13 protein-coding genes and 1 tRNA gene are annotated in these 15,586 nt (G+C 68.6%); 11 read left to right on the top strand and 3 right to left on the bottom strand.

Going from position 1 to position 15,586, the window contains the following annotated elements:
- Nucleotides 1–2: 2 nt before the first annotated feature.
- Nucleotides 3–347 carry an acyl carrier protein gene (locus IE247_RS02860; protein ID WP_190121209.1) on the bottom strand — a complete coding sequence of 115 codons (345 nt, stop codon included), beginning with the start codon at nucleotides 345–347 and terminating at the stop codon, nucleotides 3–5.
- Between the two features lie 104 nt (nucleotides 348–451).
- Between IE247_RS02860 and IE247_RS02865 the strand changes: the two genes are divergently transcribed.
- From IE247_RS02865 to IE247_RS02885, 5 genes are all read left to right on the top strand, one after another.
- Nucleotides 452–1,213 carry a thioesterase II family protein gene (locus tag IE247_RS02865; RefSeq protein WP_190121210.1) on the top strand — a complete coding sequence of 254 codons (762 nt, stop codon included), beginning with the start codon at nucleotides 452–454 and terminating at the stop codon, nucleotides 1,211–1,213.
- A gap of 61 nt (nucleotides 1,214–1,274) precedes the next feature.
- Nucleotides 1,275–1,784: a response regulator transcription factor gene (locus IE247_RS02870; protein ID WP_190121211.1), complete on the top strand. Its 510-nt coding sequence runs from the start codon at nucleotides 1,275–1,277 to the stop codon at nucleotides 1,782–1,784.
- 23 nt (nucleotides 1,785–1,807) lie between these two features.
- On the top strand, nucleotides 1,808–3,145 hold the full coding sequence (locus IE247_RS02875) for a preATP grasp domain-containing protein (RefSeq protein WP_190121212.1): 1,338 nt from the start codon (nucleotides 1,808–1,810) through the stop codon (nucleotides 3,143–3,145).
- Nucleotides 3,142–4,314: an NAD(P)-dependent malic enzyme gene (locus IE247_RS02880; protein WP_190121213.1), complete on the top strand. Its 1,173-nt coding sequence runs from the start codon at nucleotides 3,142–3,144 to the stop codon at nucleotides 4,312–4,314. The genes IE247_RS02875 and IE247_RS02880 overlap by 4 nt, the downstream gene beginning before the upstream one ends.
- Nucleotides 4,315–4,363: 49 nt before the next feature.
- Nucleotides 4,364–5,962, top strand: coding sequence for an ATP-binding cassette domain-containing protein (locus IE247_RS02885; protein ID WP_229868517.1), 1,599 nt, complete (start codon nucleotides 4,364–4,366; stop codon nucleotides 5,960–5,962).
- 184 nt (nucleotides 5,963–6,146) lie between these two features.
- Here the strand turns inward: IE247_RS02885 and IE247_RS02890 are convergent.
- Nucleotides 6,147–6,230, bottom strand: a tRNA-Leu gene (locus IE247_RS02890).
- Between the two features lie 391 nt (nucleotides 6,231–6,621).
- Here IE247_RS02890 and IE247_RS02895 point away from each other — a divergent pair.
- The 6 genes from IE247_RS02895 to pknB all read left to right on the top strand — a co-directional run bounded on the left by IE247_RS02895 (nucleotide 6,622) and on the right by pknB (nucleotide 14,771).
- Complete coding sequence (locus IE247_RS02895) at nucleotides 6,622–7,497, top strand: FHA domain-containing protein (protein ID WP_190121214.1); 876 nt, start codon at nucleotides 6,622–6,624, stop codon at nucleotides 7,495–7,497.
- A 10-nt stretch (nucleotides 7,498–7,507) separates the two neighbouring features.
- Complete coding sequence (locus IE247_RS02900) at nucleotides 7,508–8,020, top strand: FHA domain-containing protein FhaB/FipA (RefSeq protein WP_190121215.1); 513 nt, start codon at nucleotides 7,508–7,510, stop codon at nucleotides 8,018–8,020.
- A 129-nt stretch (nucleotides 8,021–8,149) separates the two neighbouring features.
- Complete coding sequence (locus tag IE247_RS02905; RefSeq protein ID WP_190121417.1) at nucleotides 8,150–9,643, top strand: PP2C family protein-serine/threonine phosphatase; 1,494 nt, start codon at nucleotides 8,150–8,152, stop codon at nucleotides 9,641–9,643.
- Nucleotides 9,644–9,668: 25 nt separating this feature from the next.
- Nucleotides 9,669–11,078, top strand: coding sequence for an FtsW/RodA/SpoVE family cell cycle protein (locus tag IE247_RS02910; protein ID WP_190121216.1), 1,410 nt, complete (start codon nucleotides 9,669–9,671; stop codon nucleotides 11,076–11,078).
- Nucleotides 11,075–12,541: a peptidoglycan D,D-transpeptidase FtsI family protein gene (locus IE247_RS02915; protein WP_190121217.1), complete on the top strand. Its 1,467-nt coding sequence runs from the start codon at nucleotides 11,075–11,077 to the stop codon at nucleotides 12,539–12,541. Before IE247_RS02910 ends, IE247_RS02915 begins: the two co-directional genes overlap by 4 nt.
- A 169-nt stretch (nucleotides 12,542–12,710) precedes the next feature.
- Nucleotides 12,711–14,771 (top strand): Stk1 family PASTA domain-containing Ser/Thr kinase, encoded by a 2,061-nt coding sequence (gene pknB / locus IE247_RS02920; protein WP_190121218.1) that lies wholly within the window; start codon nucleotides 12,711–12,713, stop codon nucleotides 14,769–14,771.
- Between the two features lie 108 nt (nucleotides 14,772–14,879).
- On the opposite strand, the gene IE247_RS02925 is transcribed toward pknB, so the two are convergent.
- Nucleotides 14,880–15,533 carry a class E sortase gene (locus IE247_RS02925; RefSeq protein ID WP_190121219.1) on the bottom strand — a complete coding sequence of 218 codons (654 nt, stop codon included), beginning with the start codon at nucleotides 15,531–15,533 and terminating at the stop codon, nucleotides 14,880–14,882.
- Nucleotides 15,534–15,586 lie beyond the last annotated feature (53 nt).

The raw sequence follows: 15,586 nt of genomic DNA on the forward strand, positions 1-15,586 counted from the left end.
GATCAGGCCTCTGTTCCGGTCGAAGTGGTGGCCAGTTCTGCTGTCTCTGTCCGCTGCGATGCCGCCTCGATCCGCTCGACCATGGAGCTGAAGAGTGAGTCGGTGAGAAGGTCCGCGGCCGGCACGTCGACGCTGAACTCCTTTGCCGCGAGCATGCTGACGCGAATCGCCAGAAGGGAATGACCACCCAGTCCGAAGAAGTCGGAATCGGCGTCGACCGAATCCACCTTCAATGTCCTGCACCAGATCTGTCCCAGCGCCTCCGGCACTGCTGAATGCTTCCGGTGAATGGCCACCAGACCAACCTTTCCCCTTGAGGACATGCCGCGCGTGATGCGTTGCCTCATGATTTCTCCGGAGCGGCTCACGGGCACGTCGCATAAACGGGTGACACCGGTTCGGGGGACATGACCCGACAGCGGGGACAGCCGACACTGAAGAGGTGACAGGCATGATGACTCAGAACGCCCCGGCCGTTCGGTCCGAACTCCGGTTGCGATCCTTCGGATCGGTCCGCGACCCCGAGATCCTGCTCTACTGCTTTCCGTACGCCGGCGGAAACGCGACCTTCTACCACCCGTGGACCGCTCTGCTGCCGCGGCACGTCGGGCTGCACGCGATACAGCTGCCCGCCAGGCAGGATCTGCTGGACGTCCCGCCGTTCCGCCGGATGGACGATCTCGCGTCCGCGGCGGCCCGCCTCGTGGCGGAGCACGCGCGGGGCCGTCGGCATCTCTTCCTGGGCCACAGCATGGGTGCCGTCCTCGCCTTCGAGACCGCCCGGCGGCTGCGGCGCGACGGCCGGGAGCTGCCCGAGCTGATCGCACTGTCCGGGGCCAGGGCGGCCCACCGCGAGCGGAGGCTCCCCCTGTTCGAGGGTCTGGACGACGACGAACTGCTCACCGCGGTCGAGCAGCTCGGCGGCATCCCTCCGCAGATCGCCGCGTCCGCGGAGCTGCGGCCGCTCATCGTTCCGGCCATCAGGGCGGATTTCGCGCTGCTCGCCGATCACCGGCACCGTGCCGAGCCTCCGCTGGAGTGCGCCGCAGCCGTGTTCGGCGGAACGGCCGACGATCTGGTCCCGGCCGAGGATCTGCACGCGTGGGGCGAGCACTTCACCGGGCCCGTGACGGTCGAGCAGTTCCCCGGAGGCCATTTCTATCTGTCCAAATGGGCGTCGCGGGTCCTGTCCTCCGTACTCGCGAGGGCATGACCCGGCGGGCCCGGGAGCGGGACGGGATCGGATCAGGAAGCGGGGACCCGATGCTTCCCCCATGCGAACAGCGATCTGCCACCGCCGCCCCCTGGTGCTTCTGGGGCTGAAGCACCTGCTGACGGCGGAGTCCTCGTGCGAAGTCGTCTTCACCTCGACCGACGGGCTTCCCGCCGAACAGGGGGAGATCGACCTCCTCATCGCGGAGGACGAGCTTCTGGCCCGCACGGCCGGCCCGGCGGCACGGTCCGCGGGGCACGACGCGCCGGATGTGATCCCGCTGAGCGCCGACACCCGTCCCGACGATGTGCTCAGCCGGGTGACCGCCCTGCGGGCCCTGCCGCCGTCCGCCGCACCCCTCACGGGCCACAACTGGGTGACCCCGCTGTCCCCGCGCGAGCAGGAAGTTCTCCAGTTCATCGCTTCGGGGATGACACACGACCAGGTGGCGTGCCGGGTCGGCATAAGCCGACACACGGTGGACACCTACGTCAAGCGAGTGCGTTCCAAGTTCGGTGTGGCGAACAAAGCCGAACTCACCCGCGTCGCACTCAGTTTGAAACTCATCTAGGGCCGAAAGGAGAATCTCCCCTCATGGCCAAGCTGATCATCAGCAACCAGCGGACCGAAGAAATGGTCGGAGACTTGCAGATACTCTCTCCGGAGTATCGCGAGTACCTGGGCAACCAGGCCCAGCGCATGGCCTGGTCCATGCAGGAGGGCGATGTCATCGTGCTGCCCGTACTGCCGAGTGAGGAATTTCTCGAATATGTCACCGGCCTGCTGTGCATAGATCGCGAAAAAATCACTGTAATCGCCCCGCCGGCCGGTAGGCACGGTGCCGGAGTTCTCTGCCGCGATCGCCTGCTGAATGAGGAACTGCTGCGGCGGCTGGAGCGCCTCGTCGCATCGCACGGCATACGTGAGATCTTTCCGTTCCACTTCGACAGCACCATTGCCGCGATGACCCGGCGGCTCGGACTGGACTCCATGACCCCCGGCTTCCGGTTCCTGGACCAGGGCGGCGGCAGGCTGCTCAACAGCAAGGCCGCCTTCCGCGCGCTGGCGGCTGGCGCCCAGGTCGCCGTCCCCGAGGGCAAGGTCTGTGCCACGCGGGCCGAGGCACAGGAGTTCATCTGGCGGGAGCTGCTGTCGCGGGGCCGTCCGGCCATCCTCAAGCAGGACTTCCACGTCGCCGGATTCGGCAACGAGATCGTCAGCCCGGTACCGGGGGTCGAACCGGTGGGAGCGCTCAGGACGGTGGTGACGGCCGGTCCCGAAGATCTCGCCGAATACCTCGCCGAGCGATGGGACTGGCTGACCGACGGCGACCGCAGCCCCGTCGTCGTCGAGCGGTACTTCGCCGATTCCCTGCCCCTGTGCGCCGAGTTCCATCTCACCGACCGGGGCGTCGGGCTCACGGGCCACGGCGCCATGCGCATGGAGCCGGTGCTGAACGGACATGTCTGGCCGGCCCCCGCCTCCGGGCTCCCCGGCTTCGACTCCTTCCTGCACGAGGCCCACAGGCTGTGCGCCTCGATCCACACGATGGGCTATCGAGGCATCGTCAGCGTCGACGCCATCGCGACACCGGCCCGAACAGTGCTGATCAACGAATTCAACTGCCGGGTCAGCGGCTCCACCCACGCCTATCACCTCGGTGAACGCGTCGTCGGCACGGACTTCCCCGACCGGCGCGTACTCGTGGAACAGCGGCGCCGCACCTTCCCGGACGCCGTCTTCGAGCGCCTGGCGGACAGCGGCCTGGCATACGACCCCGTGTCCCGCACCGGTGTCCTCGTCACAGTCGAGGACGGCAACGCGTCCGGCGGATACGGCGAGTACTGCGTCGTCGCCGAGAACACCGAGCAGGCGGACCGAATGGAACAGGACCTCGCCGGTCTCTTCGCGCGGTCCGGGAGTGCGTCATGAACGTGGTCAGTGCGCGGCAACCGGTTCGGCTCAGGGATTCGGAGATCTTCGCGGCGCACCTCGGCGGGAAGCTGTCGATGGGCTGCACACTTCCCATCGACACCCCCGAGAACCTCTCCGCGGTCTACACACCGGGCGTTGCCGAGGTCAGCCGGGCCATCGCGGCCGATCCCTCGCTCGCCGCCCGGTACACCTGGGCCAACCGCCTTGTCGTCATTGTGACTAATGGCTCCGCGGTGCTCGGCCTGGGTGATGTGGGCCCCGCCGCCGCACTGCCGGTCATGGAGGGGAAGGCGGCCCTCTTCAAACGTTTCGCCGGGCTGAACGCCATACCCCTGGTCCTCGACTCGTCGGACATCGACGAGATCGTCGAGGTGCTCGTCCGGCTCCGGCCGTCGTACGGGGCGGTCTGTCTGGAGGACATCGCCGCCCCCGACTGCTTCGAGCTGGAGGCCCGTGCCAGGGCCGTGCTCGACTGCCCCGTGCTCCATGACGACCAGCACGGCACCGCGGTGGCCGTCCTGGCCGGTCTGCGCGGCGCCGGCACGCTGCTGGGGCGACCGGTCGAGACGAGCCGAATAGTGGTGCTCGGTGCCGGAGCGGCCGGTTCCGCCACGGCGGAACTTCTGCTGGCCGCCGGCGTCGAGGATGTCACCGTGCTCGATTCACGCGGCATCCTGTTCGACGGCCGGGAAGGATTGAACCCGGTCAAGGCCTCGCTGGCCGCCCGCACCAACCCGCGCGGGCTGCGGGGCGGACCGGCGGAGGCGCTCCACAACGCCGATGCCGTCATCGGCCTCTGCTCGGCGAGAATCCCCGAGTCGCTGATCGCCACGATGGCGCCCGGGGCCGTCGTCTTCGCCCTCTCCAACCCGGTGCCCGAGATCGACCCCGTCATCGCCTCCCAATACGCTGTGGTCGTGGGCACCGGGGGCAGCGATTTTCCGAACCAGATCATCAACACCCTCGCGTCACCGGGCATCTTCCGCGGCGCCCTGGACGCCGGTGCCCGATTCATCACGACGGAGATGAAACTCGCCGCGGCGAACGCGATCGCCGAGATCGCCGAGGACACCCTCTCCGCGGACCGGATCGTGCCGCACTCCCTGGACCCCCGCGTGGCACCCGCGGTCGCCGACGCCGTCGTCCGGGCCGCCCGGCGGGTCTGAACCACGACAAACTCCCCCGGAGGCAGCCCTGTCCACATCCACCGCATCCATGGTCTGCGCCGATGTGTCCGTCGCCCTTCCCGACGGAACCCCGGTGCTGAAAGAACTGTCCTGGACGGCCGGTCCCGGCCACACCGGACTCATCGGAATCAACGGCAGCGGGAAATCCACGCTCCTGCGGACCGTCGCCGGGCTGCGGATCCCGGACGCCGGGACCGTCCGGGTGGACGGCGGAATCGGCTACCTTCCGCAGGACTTCTCGGTCGACCCGTCGCTCCGTGTCGAGGAGGTCCTGGGCATCACCCGTATCCGGACCGCGGTACGGGCCATCGAGTCCGGGGACGTCCGTGAGGAGCACTTCGCCGAGGTGGGCGACGACTGGGACGTGGACGAGCGGGCCCACGCCGCGCTCGCGCAGCTCGGTCTGGCGCACATCGGCCTGGACCGTACCGTGGCGGAGATGTCCGGCGGCGAGATGGTGCTGCTCCGGCTCGCCGCGCTGCTCCTGGACCGCCCCGGCCTTCTCCTGCTGGACGAGCCCACCAACAACCTGGACGGCCGAGCCCGTGACTATCTGTATCAGGCGCTCGCCCAGCACCGGGGGATCGTGGTCACGGTCAGCCACGACAGGGATCTGCTGTCGCGGGTGGACCACATCGCCGAGCTGAACGACGGCGGGCTGCGCGTCTTCGGCGGCAACCTCGAAGCGTACGAGGCATACGTCGACGCCGAGCAGGAGGCGGCGGCCCGCCTTCTGCGCAACGCCCAGGGCGAGGTCGCCCGGGAGCGGCGAGCACTGACCGACGCGCAGACCCGGCAGGCCCGCAGCGCCCGGTACGGAAAGACACAGGCCGCCCGGAACAAGTTCGACAAGGGAACCGCCCAGAACAAGAAACGGGCCGCACAGGTGTCCGCCGGCAAGCGCCAGGGCGCGCACGAGGAGCGGCTGGCCTCGGCACAAGAGCGGCTGACCGGCGTGCGGGACCGGCTGCGCGAGACCGCCGTGATGCGCACGGATCTGCCCGGCACCGTGGTCCCCGCCGACCGGGCCGTCCTGTCCCTGCACGGGGCGCGCCTGCGCACCGGAACATATCTGGGGGACATCCGGGTGAACGGGCCGGAGCGCATCGCCCTGACCGGAGACAACGGAGCGGGCAAGACGACTCTTCTGCGGACGCTCGCCGGGGAGGTGCCGCCGGACGAGGGGCACGGTGAGGTGCATGTGCCGATGCGCTATCTTCCACAGCGCCTCGGGCTGCTCCAGGAGGACCGCTCGATCATCGAGAATGTCGCCCGGTTCTCCCCGCACTCGACGGACAACGAGATACGCGCCCGGCTGGCCCGGCTGCTCTTCAAGGGCCGCACGCCCGACCGGCTGGTGGCCGGGCTGTCGGGCGGGGAACGCTTCCGGGCCACCCTGGCGGCGCTGCTGCTGGCCGAGCCCGCTCCACAACTGCTGATGCTGGACGAACCCACCAATAATCTGGATCTGGCCAGTATCGACGAGCTGATCCGCGCGCTGGCCGGCTACCGGGGGGCGCTCATAGTCGTCAGCCACGATCTGCCGTTCCTGCGCGGCATCGGTCTGACCCGCTGGTGGCACCTGGAAGCCGGCGGCGTTCGCTCCGGCGACCCCGCGTCCCTGTGACCCCGCTGCCCCCGCTGCCCCTGTGACCCGACCGGTCCGGCCCCAGGGGCCCGGCCGTGCCCCACGTCACCGCCGGGCCCCGGTGCATCTGGTGCATCTGGCGCATCTGGGTGATCAACGAGAAACGGGCTCTCACCTGGACTTTCGTCCTTGGCGAGAACCCGTTTCATCGGTTTTCTCTCTGTGCGCGAGGGGGGAGTTGAACCCCCACGCCCTTTCGGGCACTGGAACCTGAATCCAGCGCGTCTGCCTATTCCGCCACCCGCGCATTGGGTGTTGTCGTTGGGTTTACCCGCCGGTCCGGCGTGTTCTCCTGGCGACATCGAGAAGATTAGCACGCTGGACAGGGTGGAATCACATCCGTTTGTTTGCCCGTCCCGGCCGGCGAACAGACGGAGGAAACAGAGGCGGGAACAGAGGCGGGAACAGACCCGGGAGCAGGGCGGGCGCACCGGCGCGGGCGGCGGCGCGTCCGGTGGCCCGCACCCGCGCCTGCCGGGCTCCCGCCGGGTGCGGGACACTGTCATGAGGCCGCCTCTACGATCCGTGTGAGAGGTGACACTCATCGACGGGGCAGACAAGGGGAACCAGCCGATTTCCCGACGCGTGGATACGATCAGTAAGCAGTATCAGGACGGCAACAACGGAGGAGGTGCCCGATGGGAGTCCTGAAGCGTTTTGAGCAGCGTCTCGAAGGCCTGGTCAACGGCACCTTCGCCAAGGTGTTCAAGTCCGAGGTCCAGCCCGTCGAGATCGCCGGCGCCCTCCAGCGCGAGTGCGACAACAACGCGACGATCTGGAACCGCGAGCGGACCGTCGTCCCCAACGACTTCATCGTCGAGCTGAGCGCGCCCGACTTCGAGCGTCTGAGCCCCTACTCCGGACAGCTCGGCGACGAGCTGGCGGGCCTGGTGCGCGACTACGCCAAGCAGCAGCGCTACACCTTCATGGGCTCCATCAAGGTCCATCTGGAGAAGGCCGACGACCTCGACACCGGGCTCTACCGGGTGCGCAGCCGCACCCTCGCGTCGAGCACCTCGCAGACGCCCGGCGCGGGTCCCCAGGGCCCCGAGGCGGGCGGCCGCCCCGAGTCGAGCGGTCCGAGCGGTCAGGGAGCGCGCGGAGGCTACGGCTATCCGCCGCCCGCGGCCGCGCCCCCGATGCCGTCGGGCCCGCCGCCCGGCGGCCGGCCCGGTCTCTCCGCCGTGCCGGACCGAGGCCCGGCGACGGGCCCCGGCCCACTGCCGGGCGCCCAGGTGCGGCGCTGGATCGAGATCAACGGCACCCGCCATCAGATCTCCCGCCCGACGCTGGTGCTGGGCCGCAGCACCGACGCCGATGTGCGGATCGACGACCCCGGCGTATCGCGCCGGCACTGTGAGATCCGGACCGGAACGCCCTCCACGATCCAGGATCTCGGGTCCACCAACGGCATCGTGGTGGACGGGCAGCACACCACCCGCGCTACGCTCCGCGACGGCTCGCGGATCGTCGTGGGCAGCACCACCATCGTTTACCGGCAAGCCGAAGGGTGAAGCGGGGGCAATGTCAGAGCTGACCCTGACGGTCATGCGGCTGGGTTTCCTAGCCGTTCTGTGGCTGTTCGTCATCGTGGCCGTCCAGGTCATTCGCAGCGATCTGTTCGGTACGCGGGTCACGCAGCGCGGTTCACGCCGCAGCGCGGACCAGCGTCCCCAGCAGACTCGCCAACCCGCCGCGCCACCACCGCAGCGGCAGCAGTCCGGCAGCCGCCAGCGGCGCGGGGCACCCACCAAGCTGGTGGTGTCCGAGGGCACCCTCACCGGCACCACCGTGGCGCTCCAGGGCCAGACGATCACCCTGGGCCGCGCACACGACTCCACCATCGTGCTGGACGACGACTACGCGTCCAGCAGGCATGCCAGGATCTACCCGGACCGTGACGGCCAGTGGATCGTCGAGGATCTCGGGTCCACCAACGGCACATATCTCGACCGGACCCGGCTCACCGCCCCGACACCGATTCCGCTCGGCGCGCCGATCCGCATCGGCAAGACCGTCATCGAGCTGCGGAAGTAGTAAGACAATGAGCGAGCGGAGCGAGCGAGCCGCAGCGGTCCCGACAGCGGACCGGGACGGGCTCCCGACCGGAGGGTGGGCAGTGTGGCGCGAGACCGGCTGTACCCCGAGCCGACGGGCGAGGTGCGCATGAGTCTGTCCCTGCGCTTCGCCGCCGGATCGCACAAGGGCATGATCCGCGAGGGCAATGAGGACTCCGGCTACGCCGGGCCCCGGCTGCTCGCCATCGCCGACGGCATGGGCGGGCAGGCGGCGGGCGAGGTCGCCTCCTCGGAGGTCATCTCCACCCTCGTCCAGCTCGACGACGATGTGCCCGGCTCGGACATCCTCACCTCGCTCGGCACCGCCGTGCAGCGTGCCAACGACCAGCTCCGGCTGATGGTCGAGGAGGATCCGCAGCTCGAAGGCATGGGCACCACGCTCACCGCCCTGCTCTGGACCGGCCAGCGGCTCGGTCTGGTGCATGTCGGCGACTCCCGCGCCTATCTGCTGCGCGACGGGGTGCTCACCCAGATCACCCAGGACCACACCTGGGTGCAGCGGCTGGTGGACGAGGGCCGGATCACCGAGGAAGAGGCCACCACCCATCCGCAGCGCTCGCTGCTGATGCGCGCGCTGGGCAGCGGCGACCATGTCGAGCCCGATCTCTCGATCCGCGAGGTCCGCGCCGGGGACCGGTATCTGATCTGCTCGGACGGGCTCTCCGGAGTGGTCTCCCACCAGACGATGGAGGAGACCCTCGCCGGCTATCAGGGCCCGCAGGAGACGATCCAGGATCTGATCCAGCTCGCCCTGCGCGGCGGCGGACCCGACAACATCACCTGCATCGTCGCCGATGTGTTCGACACCGACGCCCATGACAATCTGGCCGGGCAGCTCAGCGACACCCCGGTCGTGGTCGGCGCGGTCGCCGAGAACCAGCTTCAGCTGAACGACGGCGGCGCGATGCAGACCCCGGCGGGCCGCGCGGCCGGCCTGGGCCGTCCCGTACCCCCGCAGAACGGCGGCTTCGGCCCGCCCGGAAGCGGCGACGGCTACGGCGGAATGCCCTCCGAGGGCGGCTTCGACTCCTACGACGACGAGGACTTCACCAAGCCCGGCGGCGGACGCAAGTGGCTGAAGAGATCCTTCTTCCTCGTGCTCGCCCTCGCGGTCGTCGGCGGCGGTCTGTACGGCGGCTACCGCTGGACGCAGACCCAGTACTACGTCGGCACCAAAGACGGGCATGTCGCCCTCTACCAGGGCATCAGCCAGGATCTGGCGTGGATCTCGCTCTCCAAGGTCGAGAAGAGCCACCCCGAGATCGAACTCAAGTACCTCCCGCCCTACCAGCGCAAGCAGGTGGAGGCCACGATCACGCAGAAGAGCCTCGTCAAGGCGCGGGCCAAGGTCGGCGAGCTGGCCGCCCAGGCATCCGCGTGCAAGAAGGACGAGCAGCGCCGCGACGCCGCCGACCGCGCGAGCGCCCCGCCGCCCGGCGAGGGCGAGGCCGGGGGAGTCGCCGGCGCCCCCGCCGCACCGAAAGACAAGAAGAAGCCGACCGCTGCCTCTCCCTCTCCTACTCCGGGCCCCACCCTCTCGGAGGACGAGCAGAAGCTGGCCTCGAACTGCGGTAAGCAGTAATCAGCCGTAGGGGGCCTTCTCCACCATGAGCGTTGTCACCAACACCACCACGATCGGCGCTATCGAGGCACCGAGCCGCCGCAACACCGAGCTGATGATGCTCGCCTTCGCGGTCGCCGTCCCGGTCTTCGCGTACATCAATGTGGGGCTCGCCCTCGACGGCAAGCTGCCGACCGGAGTCCTCGGCTACGGACTGGGGCTCGGGCTCCTGGCCGCCGTGGCGCATCTGGTGGTGCGGAAGTTCGCCAAGTACGCCGACCCGCTGCTGCTGCCCCTCGCGGTGCTGCTCAACGGGCTCGGGCTGGTCCTGATCTGGCGGCTGGACCAGTCGCAGCGGCTGATCCAGCGCGCCGAGTACAGATGGGGATCCTTCTCCCCCGACGCGCCCAAGCAGATGCTGTACTCGGCGATCGGCATCGCACTCTTCGTCGCCGTGCTGCTGGTCCTCAAGGACCACCGGATCCTTCAGCGGTACACCTACATCTCGATGGCCGCCTCGCTGATCCTGCTGGTGCTGCCGATGTTCTTCCCCGCCCGCAACGGCGCGAAGATCTGGATCAGCCTCGGCCCGATCAACCTCCAGCCCGGCGAGTTCGCGAAGATCATCATCGCGATCTTCTTCTCCGGCTATCTGATGGTGAAGCGGGACGCCCTGGCGCTCGCCAGCCGCCGGGTGATGGGCCTGTATCTGCCGCGCGGACGCGACCTCGGCCCGATCCTGGTGGTCTGGGCGATGTCGATCCTCATCCTCGTCTTCGAGACCGACCTCGGCACCTCGCTGCTGTTCTTCGGCCTCTTCGTGATCATGCTGTACGTCGCCACCGAGCGGACCAGCTGGATCATCTTCGGCCTGCTGATGTCGGCGGCCGGCGCGGTCGGGGTCGCCACCTTTGAACCGCACGTCCAGCAGCGGGTGCAGTTCTGGCTGAACCCCTTCGCCGAGGAGACCTGGCGGCAGAGCGACCAGATCGGCCAGGCGCTGATGTCCTTCGGCGCGGGCGGCACCCTGGGCACCGGTCTGGGCCAGGGCAACTCCGACCTGATCGGCTTCGCCGCCAACTCCGACTTCATCCTCTCCACCGTCGGCGAGGAGTTCGGCCTCGCCGGGATGATGGCGTTCCTGATGATCTACGGCCTGATCGTGGAGCGCGGTGTGCGCACCGCGCTCGCGGCCCGCGACCCCTTCGGCAAGCTGCTCGCGGTCGGTCTCTCCGGAGCCTTCGCGATCCAGGTCTTCGTGGTCGCGGGCGGTGTGATGGGCCTGATCCCGCTGACCGGCATGACGATGCCGTTCGTCGCGGCCGGCGGTTCATCGGTGATCGCCAACTGGGCGCTGATCGCCATTCTGATCCGTATCAGCGACACCGCGCGCAGGCCCGCGCCCGCGCCCGCCCCGTCCCCCGACGCCGAGATGACCCAGGTGGTCCGACCGTGAACAAGCCCCTGCGCCGGATCGCGATCTTCTGCGGAATCCTGATTCTCGCCCTGCTGGTGCGCACCAACTGGCTCCAGTACGTCGAGGCCGACAATCTCAACGAGAACGACCGCAACCGCCGGATCCAGATCGACCGGTACGCCAGCGAGCGCGGCAACATCATCGTGGACGGCAAGCCCATCACCGGCTCCGTCAAGACGGACGACACCGACTTTGTCTTCAAGCGGACCTATGTCGACGGCCCCATGTGGGCCCCGGTGACCGGATACGCCTCGCAGGCCTTCGACGCCAACCAGCTGGAGAAGCTCCAGGACGGCATCCTCTCGGGCAACTCCGACCAGCTCTTCTTCGACCGCACGATGGCGATGTTCACCGGCGACAAGAAGAAGGGCGGCAATGTCGTCACCACCCTGAACGGCGCCGCCCAGAAGGCCGCCTGGAAGGGCCTCGGCAAGAAGAAGGGCGCGGTCGCGGCCATCGAGCCGAAGACCGGGAAGATCCTGGCACTCGCCTCGACCCCCTCGTACGACCCCGCCTCCTTCGCCGGGTACGCGGCGAAGGACGAGAAGGCGTGGAACGCGCTGGACAAGGACAAGAACAAGCCGACGCTCAACCGGGCGCTGCGCGAGATCTATCCCCCCGGCTCCACCTTCAAGGTCCTCACCGCCGCCGCCGCCCTGGAGCACGGCGCGGTGAAGAACATCGACGAGCCGACCGACACGCCCGAGCCCTACATCCTGCCGAACACCCGCACCCCGATGACGAACCTGGTCACCGGGTGCGAGAACGTCAGCCTGAAGAAGGCCCTGGAGATCTCCTGCAACTCCGTCTTCGCCAAGCTCGCCGACGACGTCGGCCGGGAGAAGATGCTGGAGACGGCCGAGAAGTTCGGCTTCAACGACCCCGAGCTGTTCACCCCGGTCCGGGTCTCCGAGTCGGTCTACGACAAGGAGATGGAGCGCTCCGAGAACTCGCTCTCCGCGATCGGCCAGTTCAACACCGCCACCACTCCCCTCCAGATGGCCATGGTCACCTCGGCCATCGCCAATGACGGCAAGCTGATGAAGCCGTACATGGTCGACCAGCTGGAGTCGCCGGACCTCGATGTGATCGAGAAGACCGAGCCCGAGGAGATGAGCCGCCCGATCTCCCCGGAGACGGCCCAGCTCGTCCAGCAGATGATGGAGAACGTGGTCGAGAGCGGCAGCGGCAAGCGCGCCCAGATCGGCGGAGGCGTCAAGGTCGGCGGCAAGACCGGTACCGCGCAGCACGGCGCGAACAACAGCAAGCGGCCGTACGCCTGGTTCATCTCGTACGCCAAGACCGGCGACGGGTCCCAGGTCGCGGTAGCCGTGATCGTCGAGGACGCCGGCGGCACCGCCCGTGACGACATCTCCGGCGGCGGACTGGCCGCCCCGGTCGCCAAGGATGTGATGCAGGCGGTACTGGACGGCAAGGAGTGACTCGGCTCACCCCTGACCTCCATACCCGCACATTGCGATACCGGTCAGGTATCAGCTGACGGTCACGGACCGATCGGGTGGTGGGCGGCCGGTAGCGTAGTCGCGAACAGCACACCGCCGGACCACACTCAGGGTGCGGTGGGGACTGACGGAGAGGGCTGGAACAGCTATGGAAGAGCCGCGTCGCCTCGGCGGGCGGTACGAACTGGGATCGGTGCTCGGCCGCGGTGGCATGGCGGAGGTCTACCTCGCCCACGACACCCGGCTCGGCCGCACCGTCGCCGTGAAGACGCTGCGGGCCGACCTCGCCCGTGATCCGTCCTTCCAGGCCCGGTTCCGCCGTGAGGCCCAGTCGGCCGCCTCGCTCAACCATCCGGCGATCGTCGCGGTCTACGACACCGGCGAGGACTACGTCGACGGGGTCTCCATCCCGTACATCGTCATGGAGTACGTCGACGGCTCCACGCTCAGAGAGCTGCTGCACTCCGGACGGAAGCTGCTCCCCGAGCGCACGCTGGAGATGACGATCGGCATCCTCCAGGCGCTGGAGTACTCGCACCGCAACAACATCGTCCACCGTGACATCAAGCCGGCCAACGTCATGCTGACGCGCACCGGCCAGGTCAAGGTGATGGACTTCGGCATCGCGCGCGCCATGGGCGACGCCGGTATGACGATGACCCAGACCTCCGCGGTCATCGGCACCGCCCAGTACCTCTCCCCCGAGCAGGCCAAGGGCGAGCAGGTCGACGCGCGCTCCGACCTGTACTCCACCGGCTGTCTGCTCTACGAACTCCTCACCGTGCGCCCGCCGTTCATCGGCGACTCGCCGGTGGCGGTGGCGTATCAGCATGTCCGCGAGGAGCCGCAGACCCCGTCGAACTTCGATCCCGAGATCACCCCCGAGATGGACGCCATCGTCCTGAAGGCGCTGGTCAAGGACCCCGACTACCGCTACCAGTCGGCGGACGAGATGCGCGCGGACATCGAGGCCTGCCTCGACGGCCAGCCGGTCGCGGCCACCGCGGCGATGGCGATGGGCACCTCGGGCTACGGCTACCCGCCGGAGGAGCAGCCGGGCCACGCGCTGCGCCACCCCGACCCGGCCGCCGCGCAGACCTCGATGCTGCCGCCGATGAACCCCGACGACGGGGGCTTCGGCGGCTATGACGACGGCCGGGGCCGCCGCCGTCAGCGCAAGTCCAGCACTTCCACGGTCCTGCTGGTGGTCTCGGGCATCCTGGTGCTCGTCGGCGCGATCCTGATCGCCCGGTATGTCTTCGGCGACAAGCCCGATCCCGGCGAGATGGCGGTGCCGTCGATCGTGGGCCTGACCGTCAAGGAGGCCGAGGAGGACGCCGCCAACGCGGGCATCAAGCTGAGCGAGGCCGGCCGGGAGCGCTGCGACCAGCCCAAGGGCGATATCTGCAGCCAGACCCCGTCCGACGGCACGATCACGCAGGGCGACACGATCACCTATGTGGTCTCCGAGGGCGCGCCGCAGGTCGAGGTCCCGGACGTCACCGAGAAGTCCAGGGACAACGCCGAGGACGCGCTGGAGCGCAAGGGGTTCAAGGTCGAGGTCAAGGTGGTCGAGTCCTCCCAGGCCGACCCGGGCACGGTGATGAGCCAGAACCCGGCGCAGAACAGCATGGCCGACAAGGGGACCAAGGTCACCATCACGGTGGCGACGCAGTCGCTCCAGACCGTGCCCCCGGTCGTCGGCAACCAGCTCTCCTCGGCGCAGACCCAGGTGTCGGCGGCCGGCTTCCAGGTGAACACCGAGTATGTGGACTCCAACGAGCCCAAGGACAAGGTCCTCAGCCAGACCCCGGACGGGGACAGCAAGGCGGCCAAGAACAGCACGGTCACCCTCAGGGTCTCCAAGGGCCCGGAGCAGACCGCGCAGGTCCCCAGCCTGGTGGGCGCGACCCTCGGGGACGCCAAGCAGCTGCTGGCGCAGTCCGGTCTCCAGATCGGCGACATCACCGGCCCGACCGACGACGCCGCCCGGATCATCGCGCAGGACCCCGGGCCCGGCAGCCAGGTCGCCCCGAATCAGCGAATCAAGGTGACGACCGCCGACTTCGGCGGGGGCAACGGCGGCAATGGCAATGGCGACGGCAACAACGGCGGCGGCGAGAACCAGAACGGCGGCAGTGAGAACGGCGGCGGTGACGGCGAGGGCGACGGCGAGGAGGGCGGGTTCATCGGCGGCATAGGAGGCTGACGGACCCCATCGGTGAGACGGTCACCGCCTCACCCTTGATGGCGATACGCGAGAAGCCCCGGCGGCCCTGGAAGGGGCGGCCGGGGCTTCTCGCTGTGCGGCTGTGGATCAGCGCAGCTCCGCCGGCTTGGAGCGGTCCTTGTCGACCTTGACCTCGCGCACCAGCTCGCCCCAGACGATGTAGCGGTAGTCAGAGGTGAAGACGGGGGTACAGGTCGTCAGGGTGATGTACCGGCCCGCCTTGGTCCTCCCCGACTCCTTCGGGACCGGATCGATCACATCCACGTTGTACTTGGACGTCTCCGGCAGCGACTTGTAGACCTTGTAGACGTACCAGGTGTCCCGGGTCTCGAAGACGATCGGGTCGCCGTTCTTTATCTTGTGGATGTTGTGGAACTTCGCCCCGTGGCCGTCGCGGTGCGCCGCCAGGCTGAAGTTGCCCTTGGCGTCCCAGGGGAGCGCCGACTTGACCGGCTTGGTGTAGTAGCCCGCGGTCCCGTCGTTGAGCTCCTTGAGGTCGGTGCCCTTCTTCACCAGCACCTCGCCGTTCTTCATGGCGGGCACATGGAGGAAGCCGACGCCGTCCTGAGTGTCGAGCGCACCGGGCCCGGCGGCCCCGCCGCCCTTCCAGCCGTCGCGCATCAGATCGGCCTGCCGGGACGACTCACGGTCGGCGAGCACATTCGTCCACCACAGCGAGTAGACGACGAAGAGCCCCAGCACCACACCGACGGTGATCAGCAGCTCACCGAGGACACTCATGACGCCGGCGATCCGGCTGCGCACACGTGACACTGCTTCTCTTCCCGTCTCGA

The organism is Streptomyces inusitatus, from assembly GCF_014651115.1.
Taxonomy (GTDB): Bacteria; Actinomycetota; Actinomycetes; order Streptomycetales; family Streptomycetaceae; genus Streptomyces; species Streptomyces amakusaensis.

Coding starts and splice junctions, on each gene's coding strand:
- IE247_RS02905 (WP_190121417.1), top strand. CDS start 8,150: ATGAGTCTGTCCCTGCGCTTCGCCGCCGGATCGCACAAGGGCATGATC.
- IE247_RS02875 (WP_190121212.1), top strand. CDS start 1,808: ATGGCCAAGCTGATCATCAGCAACCAGCGGACCGAAGAAATGGTCGGA.
- IE247_RS02870 (WP_190121211.1), top strand. CDS start 1,275: ATGCGAACAGCGATCTGCCACCGCCGCCCCCTGGTGCTTCTGGGGCTG.
- pknB (WP_190121218.1), top strand. CDS start 12,711: ATGGAAGAGCCGCGTCGCCTCGGCGGGCGGTACGAACTGGGATCGGTG.
- IE247_RS02860 (WP_190121209.1), bottom strand. CDS start 347: ATGAGGCAACGCATCACGCGCGGCATGTCCTCAAGGGGAAAGGTTGGT.
- IE247_RS02910 (WP_190121216.1), top strand. CDS start 9,669: ATGAGCGTTGTCACCAACACCACCACGATCGGCGCTATCGAGGCACCG.
- IE247_RS02925 (WP_190121219.1), bottom strand. CDS start 15,533: ATGAGTGTCCTCGGTGAGCTGCTGATCACCGTCGGTGTGGTGCTGGGG.
- IE247_RS02895 (WP_190121214.1), top strand. CDS start 6,622: ATGGGAGTCCTGAAGCGTTTTGAGCAGCGTCTCGAAGGCCTGGTCAAC.
- IE247_RS02885 (WP_229868517.1), top strand. CDS start 4,364: ATGGTCTGCGCCGATGTGTCCGTCGCCCTTCCCGACGGAACCCCGGTG.
- IE247_RS02865 (WP_190121210.1), top strand. CDS start 452: ATGATGACTCAGAACGCCCCGGCCGTTCGGTCCGAACTCCGGTTGCGA.
- IE247_RS02900 (WP_190121215.1), top strand. CDS start 7,508: ATGTCAGAGCTGACCCTGACGGTCATGCGGCTGGGTTTCCTAGCCGTT.
- IE247_RS02880 (WP_190121213.1), top strand. CDS start 3,142: ATGAACGTGGTCAGTGCGCGGCAACCGGTTCGGCTCAGGGATTCGGAG.